At 44.1% G+C, this 17,166-nt stretch carries 12 protein-coding genes; 2 read left to right on the plus strand and 10 right to left on the minus strand.

All coding sequences use genetic code 11. The features are described 5' to 3' along the window. Positions 1–10 precede the first annotated feature (10 nt). Together PQ469_RS22665 and PQ469_RS22670 are read right to left on the minus strand one after the other, a co-directional pair. Positions 11–1,315: a M16 family metallopeptidase gene (locus PQ469_RS22665; RefSeq protein ID WP_274209706.1), complete on the minus strand. Its 1,305-nt coding sequence runs from the start codon at positions 1,313–1,315 to the stop codon at positions 11–13. Between the two features lie 90 nt (positions 1,316–1,405). Further along, entirely contained in the window at positions 1,406–2,779 is a 1,374-nt protein-coding gene (locus tag PQ469_RS22670; RefSeq protein ID WP_274209707.1) for a M16 family metallopeptidase, read from the minus strand. Positions 2,780–3,040: 261 nt separating this feature from the next. On the opposite strand from PQ469_RS22670, the gene PQ469_RS22675 reads away from it, so the two are divergent. Then, positions 3,041–3,877 (plus strand): sulfite exporter TauE/SafE family protein, encoded by an 837-nt coding sequence (locus tag PQ469_RS22675; protein WP_274209708.1) that lies wholly within the window; start codon positions 3,041–3,043, stop codon positions 3,875–3,877. 105 nt (positions 3,878–3,982) lie between these two features. Here the strand turns inward: PQ469_RS22675 and PQ469_RS22680 are convergent, their stop codons facing one another. Both PQ469_RS22680 and PQ469_RS22685 read right to left on the minus strand, forming a co-directional pair. Next, positions 3,983–6,562 carry a family 20 glycosylhydrolase gene (locus PQ469_RS22680; RefSeq protein ID WP_274209709.1) on the minus strand — a complete coding sequence of 860 codons (2,580 nt, stop codon included), beginning with the start codon at positions 6,560–6,562 and terminating at the stop codon, positions 3,983–3,985. Positions 6,563–6,877: 315 nt separating this feature from the next. After that, positions 6,878–7,804 carry a cobalamin-binding protein gene (locus PQ469_RS22685; RefSeq protein WP_274209710.1) on the minus strand — a complete coding sequence of 309 codons (927 nt, stop codon included), beginning with the start codon at positions 7,802–7,804 and terminating at the stop codon, positions 6,878–6,880. A gap of 153 nt (positions 7,805–7,957) precedes the next feature. Here PQ469_RS22685 and PQ469_RS22690 point away from each other — a divergent pair, with 153 nt between their 5' ends. Continuing rightward, the gene (locus tag PQ469_RS22690) at positions 7,958–8,581 is read left to right on the plus strand and encodes a LysE family transporter (RefSeq protein ID WP_090652413.1); all 624 of its coding nucleotides are present in this window, start codon (positions 7,958–7,960) and stop codon (positions 8,579–8,581) included. Positions 8,582–9,143: 562 nt separating this feature from the next. Here PQ469_RS22690 and PQ469_RS22695 read toward each other — a convergent pair. From PQ469_RS22695 to murG, 6 genes are all read right to left on the minus strand, one after another. Further along, positions 9,144–10,388 (minus strand): aminotransferase class I/II-fold pyridoxal phosphate-dependent enzyme, encoded by a 1,245-nt coding sequence (locus PQ469_RS22695; RefSeq protein WP_090652414.1) that lies wholly within the window; start codon positions 10,386–10,388, stop codon positions 9,144–9,146. Between the two features lie 250 nt (positions 10,389–10,638). After that, on the minus strand, positions 10,639–12,249 hold the full coding sequence (gene ftsZ, locus PQ469_RS22700; protein WP_090652415.1) for a cell division protein FtsZ: 1,611 nt from the start codon (positions 12,247–12,249) through the stop codon (positions 10,639–10,641). Between the two features lie 127 nt (positions 12,250–12,376). Next, positions 12,377–13,717: a cell division protein FtsA gene (gene ftsA / locus PQ469_RS22705; RefSeq protein ID WP_090652416.1), complete on the minus strand. Its 1,341-nt coding sequence runs from the start codon at positions 13,715–13,717 to the stop codon at positions 12,377–12,379. Position 13,718: 1 nt separating this feature from the next. Further along, positions 13,719–14,579 carry a cell division protein FtsQ/DivIB gene (locus PQ469_RS22710; RefSeq protein ID WP_274209711.1) on the minus strand — a complete coding sequence of 287 codons (861 nt, stop codon included), beginning with the start codon at positions 14,577–14,579 and terminating at the stop codon, positions 13,719–13,721. Beyond that, complete coding sequence (gene murC, locus PQ469_RS22715) at positions 14,572–15,930, minus strand: UDP-N-acetylmuramate--L-alanine ligase (RefSeq protein ID WP_274209712.1); 1,359 nt, start codon at positions 15,928–15,930, stop codon at positions 14,572–14,574. Before murC ends, PQ469_RS22710 begins: the two co-directional genes overlap by 8 nt. Before the next feature lie 63 nt (positions 15,931–15,993). Further along, entirely contained in the window at positions 15,994–17,136 is a 1,143-nt protein-coding gene (gene murG / locus PQ469_RS22720) for an undecaprenyldiphospho-muramoylpentapeptide beta-N-acetylglucosaminyltransferase (RefSeq protein ID WP_274213841.1), read from the minus strand. Positions 17,137–17,166 lie beyond the last annotated feature (30 nt).

A 17,166-nucleotide genomic window follows, 5' to 3' on the forward strand; every position in this document is an offset into this window, starting at 1 on the left:
TGACCAATGACTAATGACCAACAGTCATCTTAAACGCAGCATCAGCTTCGTCTGCTTTTTTCAGGTCGCCTAAGTAGCTCCAGCGCAGGCCGACGATGTATTTTTGCATAGCTTGGTTTATTTGGTCAACCGTTACGTTTTCGATGGCTTTGGGCAGGTCCTCGGCAATTTGCCAACCGCCCAAAATTTCGGCAATGCCCAGGCTGCCGGTTATGGAGGCGGTGCTTTGTTGCTTGATATAGTTGGTGGTAATAAAGCTGCTTTTTATGCGCTTAAGTCCCTCCGGGCTTAAGCCGTAGCTTAATACTTTATTCAGTTGCTCGTTCATGGCTGTTACGGCTTCTTTTGGGCTGGTTGTACTCACGTACATTAAAGCATAAGGCATATGCTGCATTACAGAATACGTACCGGGATCATATGACAGATTAAGCTTGGTACGTAACTCGCTGAATAACGATCCACCCAGCGCCGAAATACCTACACGATAAGCCACATATTCGGGGCTATTAAATGTTGGGCCATTCATGATAGCATCTATGTAGTTGGTTTGCAGGTTGCGGTCTTCCTTAACCACCTTGTAATCGTTCCAGGCCGGTTCGTGTAAGGCAACAGGTGTGTATGGTGCAGATGGGATGTTGGCAAATGATGCCTTTATTTTGGCAATGAGCACCTCTTTGCTGATTTTACCGGCCACTACAATAAACATCCTGTTTTTATTGAAGATGGAGCCGTAATAGTTTTTAAGATCGGACGCTGTTAATTTGCTCAGGATCTCCTCGGTGCCATCAGGGTCGGTGGCATAAGGCGTGCCTTCGAAGGCATTTTGCAAAACCAGTTGCTCTGCACGCTTATCCGGGTTTGATTGATCTTCGCGCATTTTGGCTACTATTTTACTCCGCAATAATTCCACTTCGCCTGCTTCAAAAACAGGGTTTACAACCGATTCGGTAAATAAGTCCCAGCCCTCGTTAAAATATTTGGTGATGCACTGCATCTGGATATTACCATAATCGTATTCGCCTTCCGACGCTACGTCAATGCCGTAAACATCGGCCCTGTCGCGATATACGTTGCCCGTATATTTTTTGGTGCCGCACTCGGTAGTAGCCTCCAGTGCAAATTTTTCGATACCTGCCTGGCTGGCCGGGTAATTGGTTACGCCGCCCCGGTAAAACATGCGCACGTTGATAATATCTTTTAGTGTAGGCTTAAAAATTACCTTTATCCCGTCCACATCAAACGACGTTGTTTCTGACTGGGCCATAACAGACAGGCTTCCACAGATAAAAAAAAGCGTTACAAATATTTTCTTCATTAGAATATATGTTTTATATCATTTGTAAATTGTCATCATCGAAAGCAATTGAAATACTTAGGACTTCAGACTTTAAACTTCGGACCTAAATCAGTTTGATGCGTTGAAAAAAGTTTTAGGGTTTACCTGTGCAGCCAGTTGAGGGTTGATGAGCATGCCGGCACAGTAGGGCTTGTTTTTAATGTACTTGCGCACATAGCTTTGCAAATCGGCCCGGGTTACCTGGTTTAACCTGGTGTTGTAAGTGGTATAATAGTCCAGGGATGCTGATGACCACCAGAACGATAAAACCTGTACAAAGTCCGACGCGACTTCTTCTTCCTGCACCTTTAAGATGCCCAGTTTTTGTTTAGATGTGGTAATTTGCTCATCGGTTACATAATCAGCTTTATCCATCAATTCCAGTTGTCGTTTTATTTCGGCCATGCACTCCCTAATTTTATCAGGATTGGGTACCACAAACAAGGTGATAGGCCCAACATGGCTTAATGTTAAATAACTGATGCTTACATCAAGCGCCAGCCCCGATTGTACCAGCGCCTTTTTGAGCGTTGACGAGTTTTGGTTTAAAATATAACTGAATACATCTGCCGCGTAGGTTGACTGTACATCGTTGCGGGTATCTGGCCCCTGCCAGTCAATCATAATAAAGGGCACGTTGCTCAGCGCCGATTCTACCACAAAATAATCGGGTTTTACCAATGGTTTAAACTCCGGTATGGGCCACTTTTTAAAGGGATCAAACTTTGATGGTTTCCAGCTGCCATAAATGGCTTCCACCTTTTTAAAAACATCCTGGTGCTCCACATCGCCGGCAACGGTCAATAGGGAATTGTTTGGATAATAATATTTATTTTTGATAGAGTCCATCAAATCGGGCGTAGCCGAACGGATGACATCATGGTTGCCAATAGCATTTTTACGGCTGTACAAATTGCCCCACATGTGGTGGTCCATAGCATCGCTCAAAGCAAATGTCGGGCTCGATTCCTGGCGTTGAAACTCGCCATCAACAACAATATTTTCCCTCGCCATCTCTTCGGCGTTAAAAGAGGGATAACGGATGGCCGAATTCATAAAATCCAACCCCTGGTTCAGGTTAAACTTAGGCAGGGTAAAATAATAGTTTACGTTTTCATACGTTGTCGATCCGTTAAACTGCATGCCCAGTTCGCTTACACGGTCTAAAAAATCTTCCTGGTTTTTATAATCCTTATTGGCTTTAAAAAACATGTGCTCATATAAATGGCTTAGCCCGTTAAATTTTGGCGTTTCGGTATAGGAACCATTTTTAGTAGTTATCATGATGGTGGCCAGGGGCACGCTATTATCTTCAACAACCAATACATCCAATCCATTGGGGAGTTTTTTTAAAAACATGTTGGCCGGTAGTTTTATTTGGGCAACAAGCAGCATTGGGAACAGCGCAGATAAAATTGTAAACAGGCAGGCTTTTTTGTTCATGTATTTAATTTTAAAGGGCTTAAAATAGCAAAACAAATTAATCGGGATTGTATTATCTATGTTATTTATCAAAATATAATATAGTTCATTGGTTCACTGGTTCATTAGTGTCGCTTCAATTTTCAAGTTGGCTTATTCAGTTCAATTGCAAAGGAGTAGCCGATGCAAAAGATCAATGAACAAGTGAACCAATGAACCAAAAAGAAGCATCTTATCTAAAAAAGTTATTATTACTTTCGTAGTCCAATATCGCTGCAAACTATGTCGGTAATTGTACTAACGCTTATTATACTTATCGGCTCGTATTTTGCGGGATTGCTGGGCTCATTAACCGGTTTGGGTGGAGGAGTGGTTATTATTCCATTGCTTACCTTGCTTTTGAAGGTAGATATTCATTACGCTATCGGCGCATCGCTGGTATCTGTAATTGCAACATCGTCGGGTTCGGCAGCTGCTTATGTTAAAGAGGGCATTACCAACATCAGGCTGGGCATGTTTTTGGAGATAGCTACAACTGCCGGCGCCATGGTAGGCGCACTTATAGCGGTTTATATTCCTACCCATTTCATCGCCATTTTGTTTGGGGTTATCCTTATCCTATCGGCCATCATGTCGTTAAAGAAAAAGGTGGAATCCATAAACCAGGAGCCCAGCGTACTGGCCGAAAAACTGAAGCTGAACAGTACCTACCCAACTGCCGGTGGTTCGGTAGCCTATAAAGTAAAAAATGTAGGCGGTGGGTTTTTTATGATGATGTTTGCAGGCACAATTTCGGGGCTGTTAGGCATAGGTTCGGGTGCGTTAAAAGTACTGGCTATGGATACCATTATGCGTATCCCCTTTAAAGTATCAACCACAACAAGTAATTTTATGATAGGGGTTACCGCTGCAGCAAGCGCGGTGGTTTACCTGCAACGCGGATATATTGACCCCGGATTATCCATGCCTGTCGCCATAGGCGTTTTATTAGGTGCGCTAAGCGGCTCAAAAATACTGGTACATACCAACTCATCCGGCTGGCTACGTTGGGTATTTGCGGTAGTAGTAACCTTTTTAGCGTCGCAAATGATATATAACGGATTTACGCATAAGATTTAGTCATTTCGCTGCGCTGTAATTGGTCATTGATGCAAAAAAAATCGCAGTCAATTGTTTGATCTGCGGATCTTTTTTACTTAAGACTTTAGACCCCGGACTTCAGACTTATAAAGTCGATCCCTGTTTCTTTCCTTCTGCGGCTTCGCCCCCTGTAGCTACATTGCCTCCCCTACCCTTAGGGTCAAAGGCGCGGAATTTAATTTCGCCTCCTTTATAATCAACAGGACCTGTGTATATTTTGCTGTTGGCATCGGGGTCTTTACCGTTGGTGGTGTACCGGATAGTTAAGCCTGGAAATTCGATATTGCTTGAATATTTACCATCCTGCAGGCTAATGCCTGGCTTAGGTACCCGGTAATTATAGCCCCCATTGTAGTAACTTAAGCGAGGTAGCTCCCGTTTGCCTAACACATTTAAAAATGTCGACCAGGCTAATTCATATTCCTGTTTTGCTTTTATGGGGTCTTTTTCGGTAGCCCAGGTCGGGTCTGCCGCCCAGGCACGTTCGGCAAGGCCAAACAGGCGGGGGAATATCATGTAATCCATGCGCTCCGGACCTTTAACAGTTTCGGCCCATAGTGCGCCTTGCAAACCAATGATATTGGCTTTACCATAATCGGTAAGGCGCTGCTTACCTAAAAATATGTTTTGGTTTATGGGCGTTCCGTTTTTGTCAACATCGGCATTTTTAAAGTAGTCATATGGGATAAAGGAGTAAAATTTATCGATTCCCAAAAAAGCACCCCAGTAATAGCCCGGCTCATCAAATGATTTGTAGTTGGCCATATCAAAGTACAAGTTGGTAACACAGGTAAGCACAACCTTGTAGCCACCATTGGCCAGCTTGTAGGCCAGGTCTTCCTGTCCGCCGCCTAAAACGTTGTTCCATACGTCGGCCTGCAGGTGCTCGCCGGTAAAATCGGGATTGGGCACATAGGTGTCGTTACCGTCTATCTTTGTTTTGCGCAGGGCCATTTCTTCCCATCCCGCCAGGTGAATTCCTTTAGCTTTTAATATCTGGTTTACCCGGCCGTAAAAATAATACCATAAATCGCCGGTATTTTGAATTTCGGGGTGGCTGGCCTTTAAAGTTAGGTAGGCCGGCGATTTTTCCCAAACATGAGGCGGCACTTCATCGCCGCCAAAGTGAATACCAGGCAATGGCGCACCGGCTTCTTTGTAAATGGCTATCAAATCATCAACAACCCTTTCAACAAAAGTATATGTTGACGGCAGCGATACGTTAATCACATTATCATTCCAATATTGTACAGACCTGTATTCAGATTTATCGTCCAAATCGCGCAGTAAATATTTAGCTGCCTCGTCTTTTTTCCCTTCGGTAATCAACCGGTCATACCGGGCATCCATGGCTTTGATAGATGCACGGGCATGGCCAGGCGTTTCAATCTCGGGGATTACAATGATGCGCCTGTCGGTGGCGTATTTTAATATTTCAATGTACTCCGCCTTAGTATAAAAACCCGAGCCGTATGGATTATTTACATCGGGTCCCGAACCGTGGGATGCAGGCAGATGATTTTTGCTATCCAGCGTATGCCCACGTTTTGAACCAACTGAAGTAAGTTCAGGTAACGATGGGATTTCAATTCTCCAGCCCTCGTCATCCGTTAAGTGAAGGTGCAAAACATTAAGCTTATAAAGGCTCATGGTCTCAATCAGTTTAATAACTTGTTTCTGAGTCTGGAAATTACGGGCTACATCCAGCATTACCGCGCGGTGGGCAAAGCGGGGAGCATCCTTTACATCTACACAAGGAATTTTGATGCTCTTTTCGGCTTTAGCCCATGCAGCGGGCGAAACCAGGTTTGTTAAGGATTGGATGCCATAAAAAGCACCGGCAGCCGTAGAAGCGTTAATGACAACACCCTTCACATTTACCTTAAGTTCGTATCCTTCAGGAGCAATACCCTCAACTTTTTTTAATGTGATACCAGCACCCGATGTGCTGGCCAAAATAGCTAATGGCCTGCCCAATACCTTGCTAAAGCCGTTTGCCAGGTAAGCTGCTTCCCTGGCAAAGGCTCCATCGGCAGCAACCGGCGTTTTTCCGTCGATTATAAACGTACCACCGGTTTCGGTATAACTTACCGGCGTAGGCAATATTTTAGGCAATTGATCGGCGGGAATATCGGTAACCGTTTTGTTCCTGTCGTAAACAATTTCGGGGGTTACCAGGCCGGCGTAGCTTGGTTTGTACGGCTTGATATCAAAAGAACCGATGCTGTAGCCTTTTTCGGGCTGTTCATCCCAAACCATGTATATGCCTTCAGGAGCATCGGTAATGTTTACTACGGGGTCGTCGTTTACGTATTCTATCCGGGCCGATTCGCCTGGTTTCAAATCTTTAAAGCTCCCGGTTGGGGTAATACTGTATAAATCGCCGTTTACCTGGTTTATTTTAGCGTTGCCGCTTACCGCATTCTCGGTAAAACCACGGCCCGAGTTAAAGTAAAACTTCCACCCGCCCGCCGGCAAAACATTTTTACCGTTATTGGTAATTACCAGTGCGGTTAACGCTTCATTTTTATTCTGATAATTGTTATCCATAACCTCCCAGCTGATGCGCAGATCGGCGGCATTAAATTTTACAGCATCGGTAGTTTTGAAGGCTGTACTTATAAAAAATGCTGCAAACAGCGTCAGGATAAAGATTTTGCGCATAGTTGGGTTATGTTAGATAATAATGGGCAGCTAAATATAAGGAACTTTTTAAATAATTTTAATAAGTTGGGATATTATTATCGCTGTATTTTTCAAAATCTTCGCAAACTGTGTGCTGTGTGTACCGGTACGAGGTGGTACACCCTGGTACGAGGTGAAACGCCCTGGCACGGGGTGAAACACCCTGGTACGGCCTGAAACACCCTGGTACAGGGTGAAACGCCCTGGAACACCCTGAAACACCCTGGGACGGTACGCCTTGATACCAAACCATTCATTAAAAAAGCGCAACAACTTTAAATTAAATCCCGCGGGTTATAGGCTAAACTTAATCCATCCCTCACCCTCATACCCAAAAGCAAATTGTTTAGGACGGATGATTTCGGCCAGGATTTCTATAGAGTCAACTATACGTGGGCCGGGGCGGTTAAAGTACTGGTTACCATCTGCTATGTACAACTGATTGTTTTTTACAGCCTTTAACTCGGCAAAGCCGGGCAACTGCATCAAAACGTCAATCTCCTTTAACGTACGCTCTATCGAAAAACCGCAAGGCATCACTACTATAATTTCGGGGTTCTGTAGCCGGATATCGTCCCAGCTTACGTAGGGCGAATGTTTACCGTTCTGTGCCAGTACAGGTGTACCGCCGGCAATGCTAACAAGTCCGGGCACCCAGTTGCCCGATACCATCATGGGTTCAAGCCATTCGATACAGGCCACAGTAGGTTTGCTTTCGGCAAATTTCAATTTGTGTTTAACAATGTCAACCCGCTCGTTCAACAGCTCCAACAGTTCGGCACCGGCTTGTGGCACGCCCATGGTATCGGCTATAGTGGCGATATCGTTAAAAATATCATCAAGGCTATTGGGGCGTAAAGAAACTATCCTGGCTTTTTTATCAAGGTAATTATCCAATGCCAGTTCAACATCGGCCAATGATACCGCACAAACCTCGCACTGATCCTGCGTAATTACTACATCAGGGGTCAATTGTTTAATCACTTCGCGTTTAACGGTGTAAACAGATAAAGCATCGGCCAACAGTTCCTTCACCTTTACATCAATAGCGGCACTGCTTAACCCATCAGGAAAATTAGCTTCGGTACAAACCGGCAGCTGTTTTACAAATTCGGGATAATCGCACTCATGCGATCTGCCTACCAGGTTATCCTGAAGCCCCAGGGCACATATTATTTCGGTAGCAGACGGAAGCAGGGATACTATTTTATCAGTTGGCATTATTTCGGATGTGCAAATTATAGATGTGCAAATGTACGGAAGATTGATTTGAAGATTTAAAAATTTGAGAATTTGAAAATTAAAAGCAAAGACAGTCATTTTCAAATTCTCAAATCTTCAAATTCTCAAATTTTTAAATTTATCTTTGCGCCAATGATATTCCTTACCTTTTTTATCGGGCTTATAGCCAATTTTATTGGTTACATCCCGCCCGGTAACATCAACCTGGCACTTTTGCAACTTACTATAAACCGCGGCATGAAAGAAGCCATGCGTTTTATTATAGCTTTTTCGTGTGTAGAATTTTTCTTTACTTACTTTATTATGCACGCTGCCGACTGGTTATCAAGCCAGATGCATTTAAGCGTAATTATAGATTGGGTAATGGTTGTTTTATTTACCGTGATGGGGACAATTACCTGGGCCAATCGCAAAAAACCGCCAGAACCCCGCAAGTCAGAACATGATAGTATTAAGTACGGCATTTTACTGGGTTTTTTAAACCCCGTGCAGGTGCCGTTTTGGATGATAACCGGCACCTACCTTATTACGCACGAATGGATCCTAACCGGTAAAGTTGCTTTGGTGATATTTAGTATTGGCTCGGCAGCCGGTGCTTTTTTATGCCTCTTTTTATATGCAGAGTTTGCCAGGTACATGCAAAGCAAATTTGCCCTTAGCAACCGGTTAATCAATACTGGCATAGCCATACTATTTTTCGCATTTGCTGCATATCATATTGTGAAACAGGTTTATCTGACTTTTTTTAAGCACTAAGCTACCTGATGTGCAGATATGCAGATTCCAGGTGTGCAGATGATTGTTTGATTTATTAGTCCCGGCAAAGCAACTGCGCCGATACAATTTCAAATCGCTAATGGGGATTTTTAAATTCGGCCGACATCGTTGGAGAGTTGTATTCGCCCACGATACCTCCGATTTTCCTGTCATCTATTAGCTTGTGCATGACCGATATAAAAGTTCGCCAATAGATGCTTCGTTCCTACCCATGACAAGTTTCATTTTCTGTCTTCCAGAGCGATAGCGAAGGATCTATTGTACGCCATGCATACCGCCAGCAAAGTTTGTTAATAGATACTTCGTACCTCAGCATGACAGTCGTTTATTTTTTGATTGTCATTCTCCCTTCAGAATTTCGCGAAATTTTACAACTCAGCATGACAGTTTTTTATTTTTGAATATTATTTCCCTTCAGAATCAGCGGATTTTAAGCCCGCGATGACGAGGATATTAAAGCAAAAGGCCTCAAATCGAGGCCCTTCACTTTAATACTTAAAAATCTGCACATCTGAAATCTGCATATCTGCACATCTACAAATTACGCTATCTCCAGCTTATTCTCTTTATAATGTCCTGCTTTTAGTTTTTCGCCCATTTCGCTGTAAGCGTTTAGGGTGCGCTCCACATCTTCGAGCGAGTGTGCGGCAGTTGGGATAAGCCTTAATAATATTAATCCTTTAGGGATAACCGGGTAGATCACTATAGAGCAGAAGATGCCGTAGTTTTCGCGCAGGTCGCGGGTTAGGCTGGTGGCCTCGTAAAGGTTTCCCTCTAAAAATACCGGAGTAACCATAGTATTGGTAACGCCCAGGTTAAAGCCGCGCTCTTTTAAACCCTTTTGTAAGGTTGACGAGATGAGCCACAGTTTTTCACGCAATTCCGGTTGCGACACTAACAGTTCAAAGCGTTTTTTTAAACCCAATACCATCGGCATCGGCAAAGCCTTGGCAAATGTTTGCGAACGCATATTGTAACGTAAAAAGTGTACTATCTGCTCATCAGCGGCAACAAAAGCGCCTATACCCGCCATTGATTTGGCAAACGTAGCAAAGTATACATCTACACCTTCAACAACATCCTGCTCCTCATGTGTGCCTGCGCCGGTTTTGCCCATGGTACCAAAACCGTGTGCATCATCAACTAATAAACGGAAATTGAAATCTTTTTTAAGATCTACAATCTCTTTCAGTTTACCCTGCGCACCCGACATACCAAAAACACCTTCGGTAATCAGTAATATACCACCACCGGTTTGCTCGGTTAATTTGGTAGCGCGCTCCAGTTGTTTTCTGCAACTTTCAATATCATTATGCTGGTAAACAAAACGTTTGCCCATGTGCAAACGAACGCCATCAATAATGCAGGCATGCGATTCGGCATCATAAACAATAACATCGTTCCTGTCAACCAGGGTATCTATTATGGATACCATTCCCTGATAACCATAGTTTAATAAAAAAGCGGCTTCTTTACCTACAAACGCGGCCAGGTTATTCTCCAGTTCTTCGTGATGAATGGAGTTTCCCGACATCATACGGGCCCCCATTGGGTAGGCCATACCATAATCGGCAGCTGCTTTGGCGTCGGCTTCCCTTACTTCGGGATGGTTGGCCAGGCCAAGGTAGTTATTAAGGCTCCAAACCAAATGCTCTTTCCCATTGAACTGCATATGCGGCCCAATTTCCCCCTCCAGTTTGGGAAATGAAAAATAACCATGTGACCATTTTTGGTGCTGGCCCAGCGGCCCGCCCAAGCTTTTTGTTATTTTATCAAATAAATCCAAAATAATTTACCGTTAATCGTGAATAATATGCAAATATAGCTGTAAAGAAGCCTTGCCACAATAGCTATAACTTTTTAGAATAGCTTATAACCCGCGGAAGAGTATCAAGTAGTAAGTATCAAGTAGCAAGACTTTTGATGGCAGTACGAACCCTGTCCTACTCTAACACAAAAGCCGCTATAAGAATGATTAATTACTTATAACGGCTTTGCGCTTTTTTATCTTGCTACTTGATACTTACTACTTGATACTAATCAGCATTATCATGCAAAAACGAGTTATTTCTCCTTATCTCGGTGTTGCCTTCGTTATCGGGCATCAGGCTAAAACGGGAGATGGCGCTTTCGTCAGATTTTGGGGTATCCTGCAGCGCAACTTCTTTGCGTTTGTAAGCAGGTACATTTTCCAGCTCCTGGATGTTGCCTGTACGTAGTTTCATGCTCAAATCTTTAAGGCGCATGATACGCTCGCGCGATTTTTTCAGCTGTTCCTCTATCGATTCGTTTGTTTTATTGTCATCAGCACCTGCAAGGGCTACCGGTTCCGGCTCAGGGACGGGAGTTGGCACAGGCTCGGGCTTGCGGGCTTCCTGTACTGGCGCACTGTACGTTTCGGGCTCACTCATTTTAAACGTGAAGCCAGCCATATCCTGCTCGTTTTCTTCTTCCTGCTCCTCTTCGTGCAGGTTAAACTTAACTACATCGTCGTCCCTTTTCTCAGTGGCTCCAAACATATCAAACAAACCGGTTTGCTTAGGCTCCTCTTTGTGTTTAATATATGGCTGAGCAGGTGTGTTGGCTTTAACCGGGTTTATAAATTCATTTACAGGTTTCACCAACGGTGCGTTTTCGGGTACCAGCATCGATACTATTTTTTTGTTGCTGATCTCTTTTTCACGCTCGTCTTTGGTTTGGAAACCGGTTGCTATTATAGTCACTGATAGTTTATCTTCCAGGTTTTCGTCAACGCAGTTACCCCAAATCAGGTCGGCAGCCAAACCGGCCTCTTCCTGTATGTAATCAGTAATAATGCTCACTTCATCCATGGTAACCTCTTTAAGGCCCGAGCTGATGTTAAGCAAAATGTAACGGGCACCTTCTATCTCGTTGTCTTTTAATAATGGCGAAGCTAACGCGCCTTCAACAGCCTTTAAGGCACGGCCTTCGCCTTCGGCGCTGCTGCTGCCCATGATACATACGCCACTATCTTTCATTACGGTGCGCACATCTTTAAAGTCGACGTTGATATAGCCTGGTAAGGTTATAATCTCGGCGATGCCTTTGGCAGCTGTGGTTAATATATCATCGGCCTGCCCAAAAGCCGAGCTCATGGTAAGGTTACCAAAAATCTGGCGCAACCTGTCGTTCGAGATCACCAGGAACGAATCGACATATTTACGCAGCTCTTCCATCCCGGCATCGGCCTGCATTTTGCGGCGTTTACCTTCAAAAGAGAACGGCGTAGTTATAATGCCCACGGTTAATATGTCCATTTCGCGGGCGGCTTTGGCTATAATAGGGCTTGCACCGGTACCGGTACCACCACCCATACCTGCGGTAATAAACAACATTTTGGTGTTAACGCCCAGCATTTGTTTTATATCGTCGATATTTTCTATTGCAGAGTTTTTTCCCACCTCAGGTATCGAACCGGCACCCATACCTTCGGTAAGGCTGGCGCCCAATTGTACCTTGTTTGGTATAGGGCTAAGCTCCAGCGCCTGGGCATCGGTGTTACAAATTATAAAGTCGACACCGGTAATTCCCTGCCTGTACATATGGTTTACGGCGTTACCACCGCCACCGCCAACACCAATTACTTTGATGATTGACGATTTTTCTTTTAACATCTCAAACTGCATAATCTTCGTTTTCAGCTATATGTGATTTTACCAACATTTAGATTTAACCATCGTAATAATAGTACTTTTTCCACAAGAGTTTTCCACAAATGTCTACAATGTGGAAAATCTTAACTATTGTGTATAATTATTTCAAAAAGTCTTCATCGTTTATATCATCCTTAATAAAGGTGATGCTTTTCTTTAACAACCTGTCAAATAAACCACCCTCTTTTCCTTTACCCTCAAACTTGGTTTTTTGGGCTTTTTCAACCGGCACATCTACACTCATGTACTCCGTTTTCTGGATACCTTTTATCAAAAGGCCTATACCGGTTGCAAACGTTGGGCTTTGCAGCTCTTCGTAAATGTTTTTTGGCAGCACTTCATTCTTGGCCAAATGCTCGGTTGGGTAACCCACGCGGCAATCTAAACCGGTAACAAACTCTACCAATTGGCGCAGGTGTTTAAGCTGCGCGCCACCACCTGTAATTACTATGCCGGCAATCAGCTTTTTCTCGTAGCCAGATGATTTTATTTCGTAGTATACGTGCTCCACAATTTCTTCCATGCGGGCCTGTATTACGTAAGCCAGGTTTTTAACGCTTATCTCCTTGGGCTCGCGGCCGCGTAAACCGGGTACACAAACAATCTCGTTTTCTTTGTTCTCATCAGCCAGGGCCGATCCAAACCTTACCTTCAACTGCTCGGCTATGTTGCGCATTACAGAGCAGCCTTCGCGTATATCTTCGGTTACACTGTTACCCCCAAAAGGGATAACGGCAGTATGGCGGATTATGCCTTCATGAAAAATGGCCACATCGGTAGTACCACCGCCAATATCAACCAAAACAACACCGGCTTCTTTTTCCTCTTCGCTCAAAACAGATTCAGAAGATGCCAATGGCTCCAGTATCAGGTCCTGGCTATCCAGGTTGGCCTTGTTAACGCATTTTACAATATTTTTAATAGCCGTAACCTGGCCGGATATGATGTGGAAGTTGGCTTCCAAACGTACGCCTGCCATGCCAATAGGGTCTTTAATCCCAGGCTCGTTATCAACCGTAAACTCCTGCGGCAACACATGAATAATATCCTCGCCCGGAGGCATTACCAGGTTGTACATGTCCTCAATCAGTTTATCGATATCCTTGCGGCTTATCTCCGACTGCAAATCGCGGCGGGTTATTAAGCCGCGGTGCTGCAAGCTTTTAATATGCTGACCGGCAATACCTACAAATACCACCTTGATATCAACATTTGATTGCGCACCGGCAATATCAACCGCCTGGGTAATACCCTGTACGGTTTTATCTATATTTGAAACCATCCCACGGGTTACGCCCGCAGATTCTGCTTTACCAATTCCTAATACCTCAATCTTTCCATTCTTGCTCCTGCGACCAACGATGACGCATATTTTAGTAGTCCCGATATCCAATCCTACTACAATTGGTGAACTTTTTTCTTGTGTTGAGCTTTTGTCCATATTACATTTTTATTTGAGATGTATCCTTTTTCATTTTAAGCGAATCCAGCTTTAATGCCTTCATTTTGGCCGAATCTGCTTTTGTCAGTTGGTTTTTTACACCAATTACCTGGTTGGTGTATTTAATATTAATGGTGCGGTACTTATCCCAGCCCACGTGCGGCAACACCTGTTTATAAAAGGCTTGCAGGTTCCTTAGTTTTACATTTAGCGAGTCGGCATTACCTATTAAAATCCGCTGGCTCCCTACCCTTGGTATCAATTCAATCTCGCGGTCGGTATTCACATATATCTGCGCTACCTGGGCATCCCATAATGAATCCCGGCGAATAAAATCGGCCGTTTTATATAAATCCTTCGCCAGCTGGGTATGCAATGAATCAACGTGATTGGTAAACAACTCATCGATATAACCATTGGCAACCAATACCCTTGCGGTAAAGTTTGACGACAGCGGAATTTTTAAGCCATGCTGATCGATATAAAAATCCATATCATAATGGTTCATTACCCTTAAAATTGGCTGGCGCTGGCTCACCTCAACCATCAGCACCCCATCCATTTCGGTGTATACTTTTGCAAACTCAATAAATGGATTTGCCCTTAGTTTGTTTTCCAGGTCCTGGATATTAATATTTTCCAGCTTTTGCCCTACCAGCGTATGGCTGTTGGCTTGCAATATCTGGTCAACCTCCTGTTTATCTATAAAATACTGGTTGCCCGGAATGTTTACTTTTACCGCGGTGCAAACCACCGATGCTTTTTTCGATTCGATAAAACCCATAAGCACCACAAGGCCACCCAGGCAAATTACCCAGGCAAATCCTATTAAAAGGCGCTTCCAAATGAGTTTTTTATCCATGCTGCATTATCTCTTTTAATGGATGTACCAGTGTATCTATATCACCTGCGCCTACTGTTAGCAGCAGTTCGGGTTTTTCATTTTTAACCGCATCTAATGCACCTTGCTTGCTCAGTATACGTTTGTTGACCAGCGACATTTTGTTAAGCAGCATATTTGAAGTAACCCCTTCAATAGGCAACTCGCGGGCCGGGTAAATATCCAGCAGTATCAGCTCATCAACCATGCTCAGCACCTCTGCAAAACCATCGGCAAAATCGCGGGTGCGGGTGTACAGGTGAGGCTGAAAAATGGCGGTCAGCTTTTTATCAGGGTATAACCTTTTTACTGATGATATACAGGCCCGCAATTCTTCGGGATGATGCGCGTAATCATCAATATAAATATGCCCTGGTGTTTTCACTATGTATTCAAACCGGCGTTTAACACCGCGGAATGATCCCAGCGCATCTTTAATGGATTCGGCCGGGATATCCAGTCTCAAAACAGCTTCGATAGCGGCTACGGCGTTTTCGATATTGTGCGTACCTGCAATGCCCATTTTTATGCCGGGGATACTGATATCGGCATTGATAAAATCAAAATAAAAATCGCCGCCCTCAATACGGATGTTTGCAGCATGCGCATCGGCAGTCGCATCTTCCAGGGCATAAGTATAGCCGGTATCTAAAGGCAAACCTTTTTTGTGTACCAGTGTACCTCCGCTTTTTATCTGCGATGCAAATAGCTTAAACGATTCTGTTAAATGTTCGTGATCGCCATAAATATCTAAATGATCGGCATCCATGGATGTGATGATGGCCACATCCGGGAACAGTGTTAAAAACGAACGGTCGTACTCATCAGCCTCTACCACCATTACATTGTTTTTGCCATACAGCACATTGGTTTGATAGTTGGATGATATGCCGCCCAAAAATGCCGAACAATCATTACCCGATGCCTTTAGCAAATGCGCCACCATGGTTGACGTAGTGGTTTTGCCGTGCGTACCGGCAACTGCTATGGTGAATGAGCTTTTGCTGATGAGACCTAAAACCTGCGAGCGTTTAAAAAGCTCGAACCCTTTATTTTTAAAATAGTTAAGCACAGCCGAATCCTTAGGGATGGCCGGCGTATAAATAACCAGTGTATCTGCAGATGGTTCCTGGAAGCTGATTGGGATACAATCGGCATTATCCTCAAAACAAATCTGGATACCCTCATTGTGTAAATCGTTGGTTAGGTCGGTAACTGTTTTATCGTAACCGCAAACAATACAACCCAAATGCTGGAAATAGCGGGCCAGGCCGCTCATCCCGATGCCGCCTATGCCCACCAGGTAAACCCTTTGTATGTCGCGTAATTCCATTTTAATGTTTTTTTAAAAAAGGTCCTCCCCTTTTTGGGAGAAGGAGGACCATAACTTTAATTGTTATTTTATTATTTGTAAAAGCTCTTTAGCTATCACTTCATCGGCATTTGGCATAGCCATTTTGCCAATGTTAGTACTTAACTTTTTTTGCAATGATTTGTCGTTCAATAATTCAATCGCTCTATCCACCAGTTTCGCTTCGGCATCCCTGTCGGCTACAAAAATGGCAGCGTCTTCCTGCACCAGTGCCAGCGCGTTTTTTGTCTGGTGGTCTTCGGCCACATTTGGCGATGGCACCAGGATAACGGGCTTTTTCACCACACATAATTCGGCAATGGTGCCCGCCCCTGCTCTTGATATAATAACATCGGCAGCGGCATAAGCCAAATCCATCCGGGTTAAAAACTCCCTTATCTTAATATCCGGGTGATAATCTTCGCCCAGTTTTTCGATGATCGTTTTATAATAAAACTTACCGGTTTGCCAAATGATCTGCACATCGGCAGCTATCAGCTTATCCAAACCAGCCATAATGCTGTTATTTAATGTACGTGCGCCAAGGCTGCCACCGGTTATCAGTATAGTTTTTTTAAAGGTTGATAACTTGTACAACTCCAAGGCCTGCATGTGCTTACCGGCTATATTTACCGAATCCTTACGGATAGGGTTACCGGTTTTGATGATTTTACCGGCAGGGAAAAACTGCTCCATATTATCAAAAGCCACACAAATTTTTTGCGCTCCCTTGCCAAGCCATTTATTGGTGATACCCGCGTAGGAATTTTGTTCCTGTATCAGGTATGGTATTTTTTTCATCGACGCCGCGTACAACAACGGGCCGGAGGCATAGCCACCAACACCAACCGCGGCATCTGGTTTAAAATCCTTTATAATTTGCAATGCCTTGCGCACGCTGCCTACCAGTTTAACCGGGAACATCACATTTTTCCAGATAGAATCGCGCTGAATGCCGCGGATATCTAACCCGATAATTTTATACCCTGCAGCAGGCACCTTTTCCATCTCCATCCGCCCAAGGGCTCCCACAAACAGGATCTCGGTTTTAGGGTCGATAGCCTTCAAAGCATTGGCAATAGCAATAGCAGGGAAGATGTGTCCTCCTGTTCCGCCACCGCTTATGATAATGCGCGGCGAAGCCCCCCCCGCCCCCTGAAAGGGGTGCTTTTGATTGGCATCTTTCATGTTTTTGCTATCGTTTTTCATTCCTGTTAA

It is taken from the genome of Mucilaginibacter sp. KACC 22773 (assembly GCF_028736215.1).
GTDB lineage: Bacteria > Bacteroidota > Bacteroidia > Sphingobacteriales > Sphingobacteriaceae > Mucilaginibacter.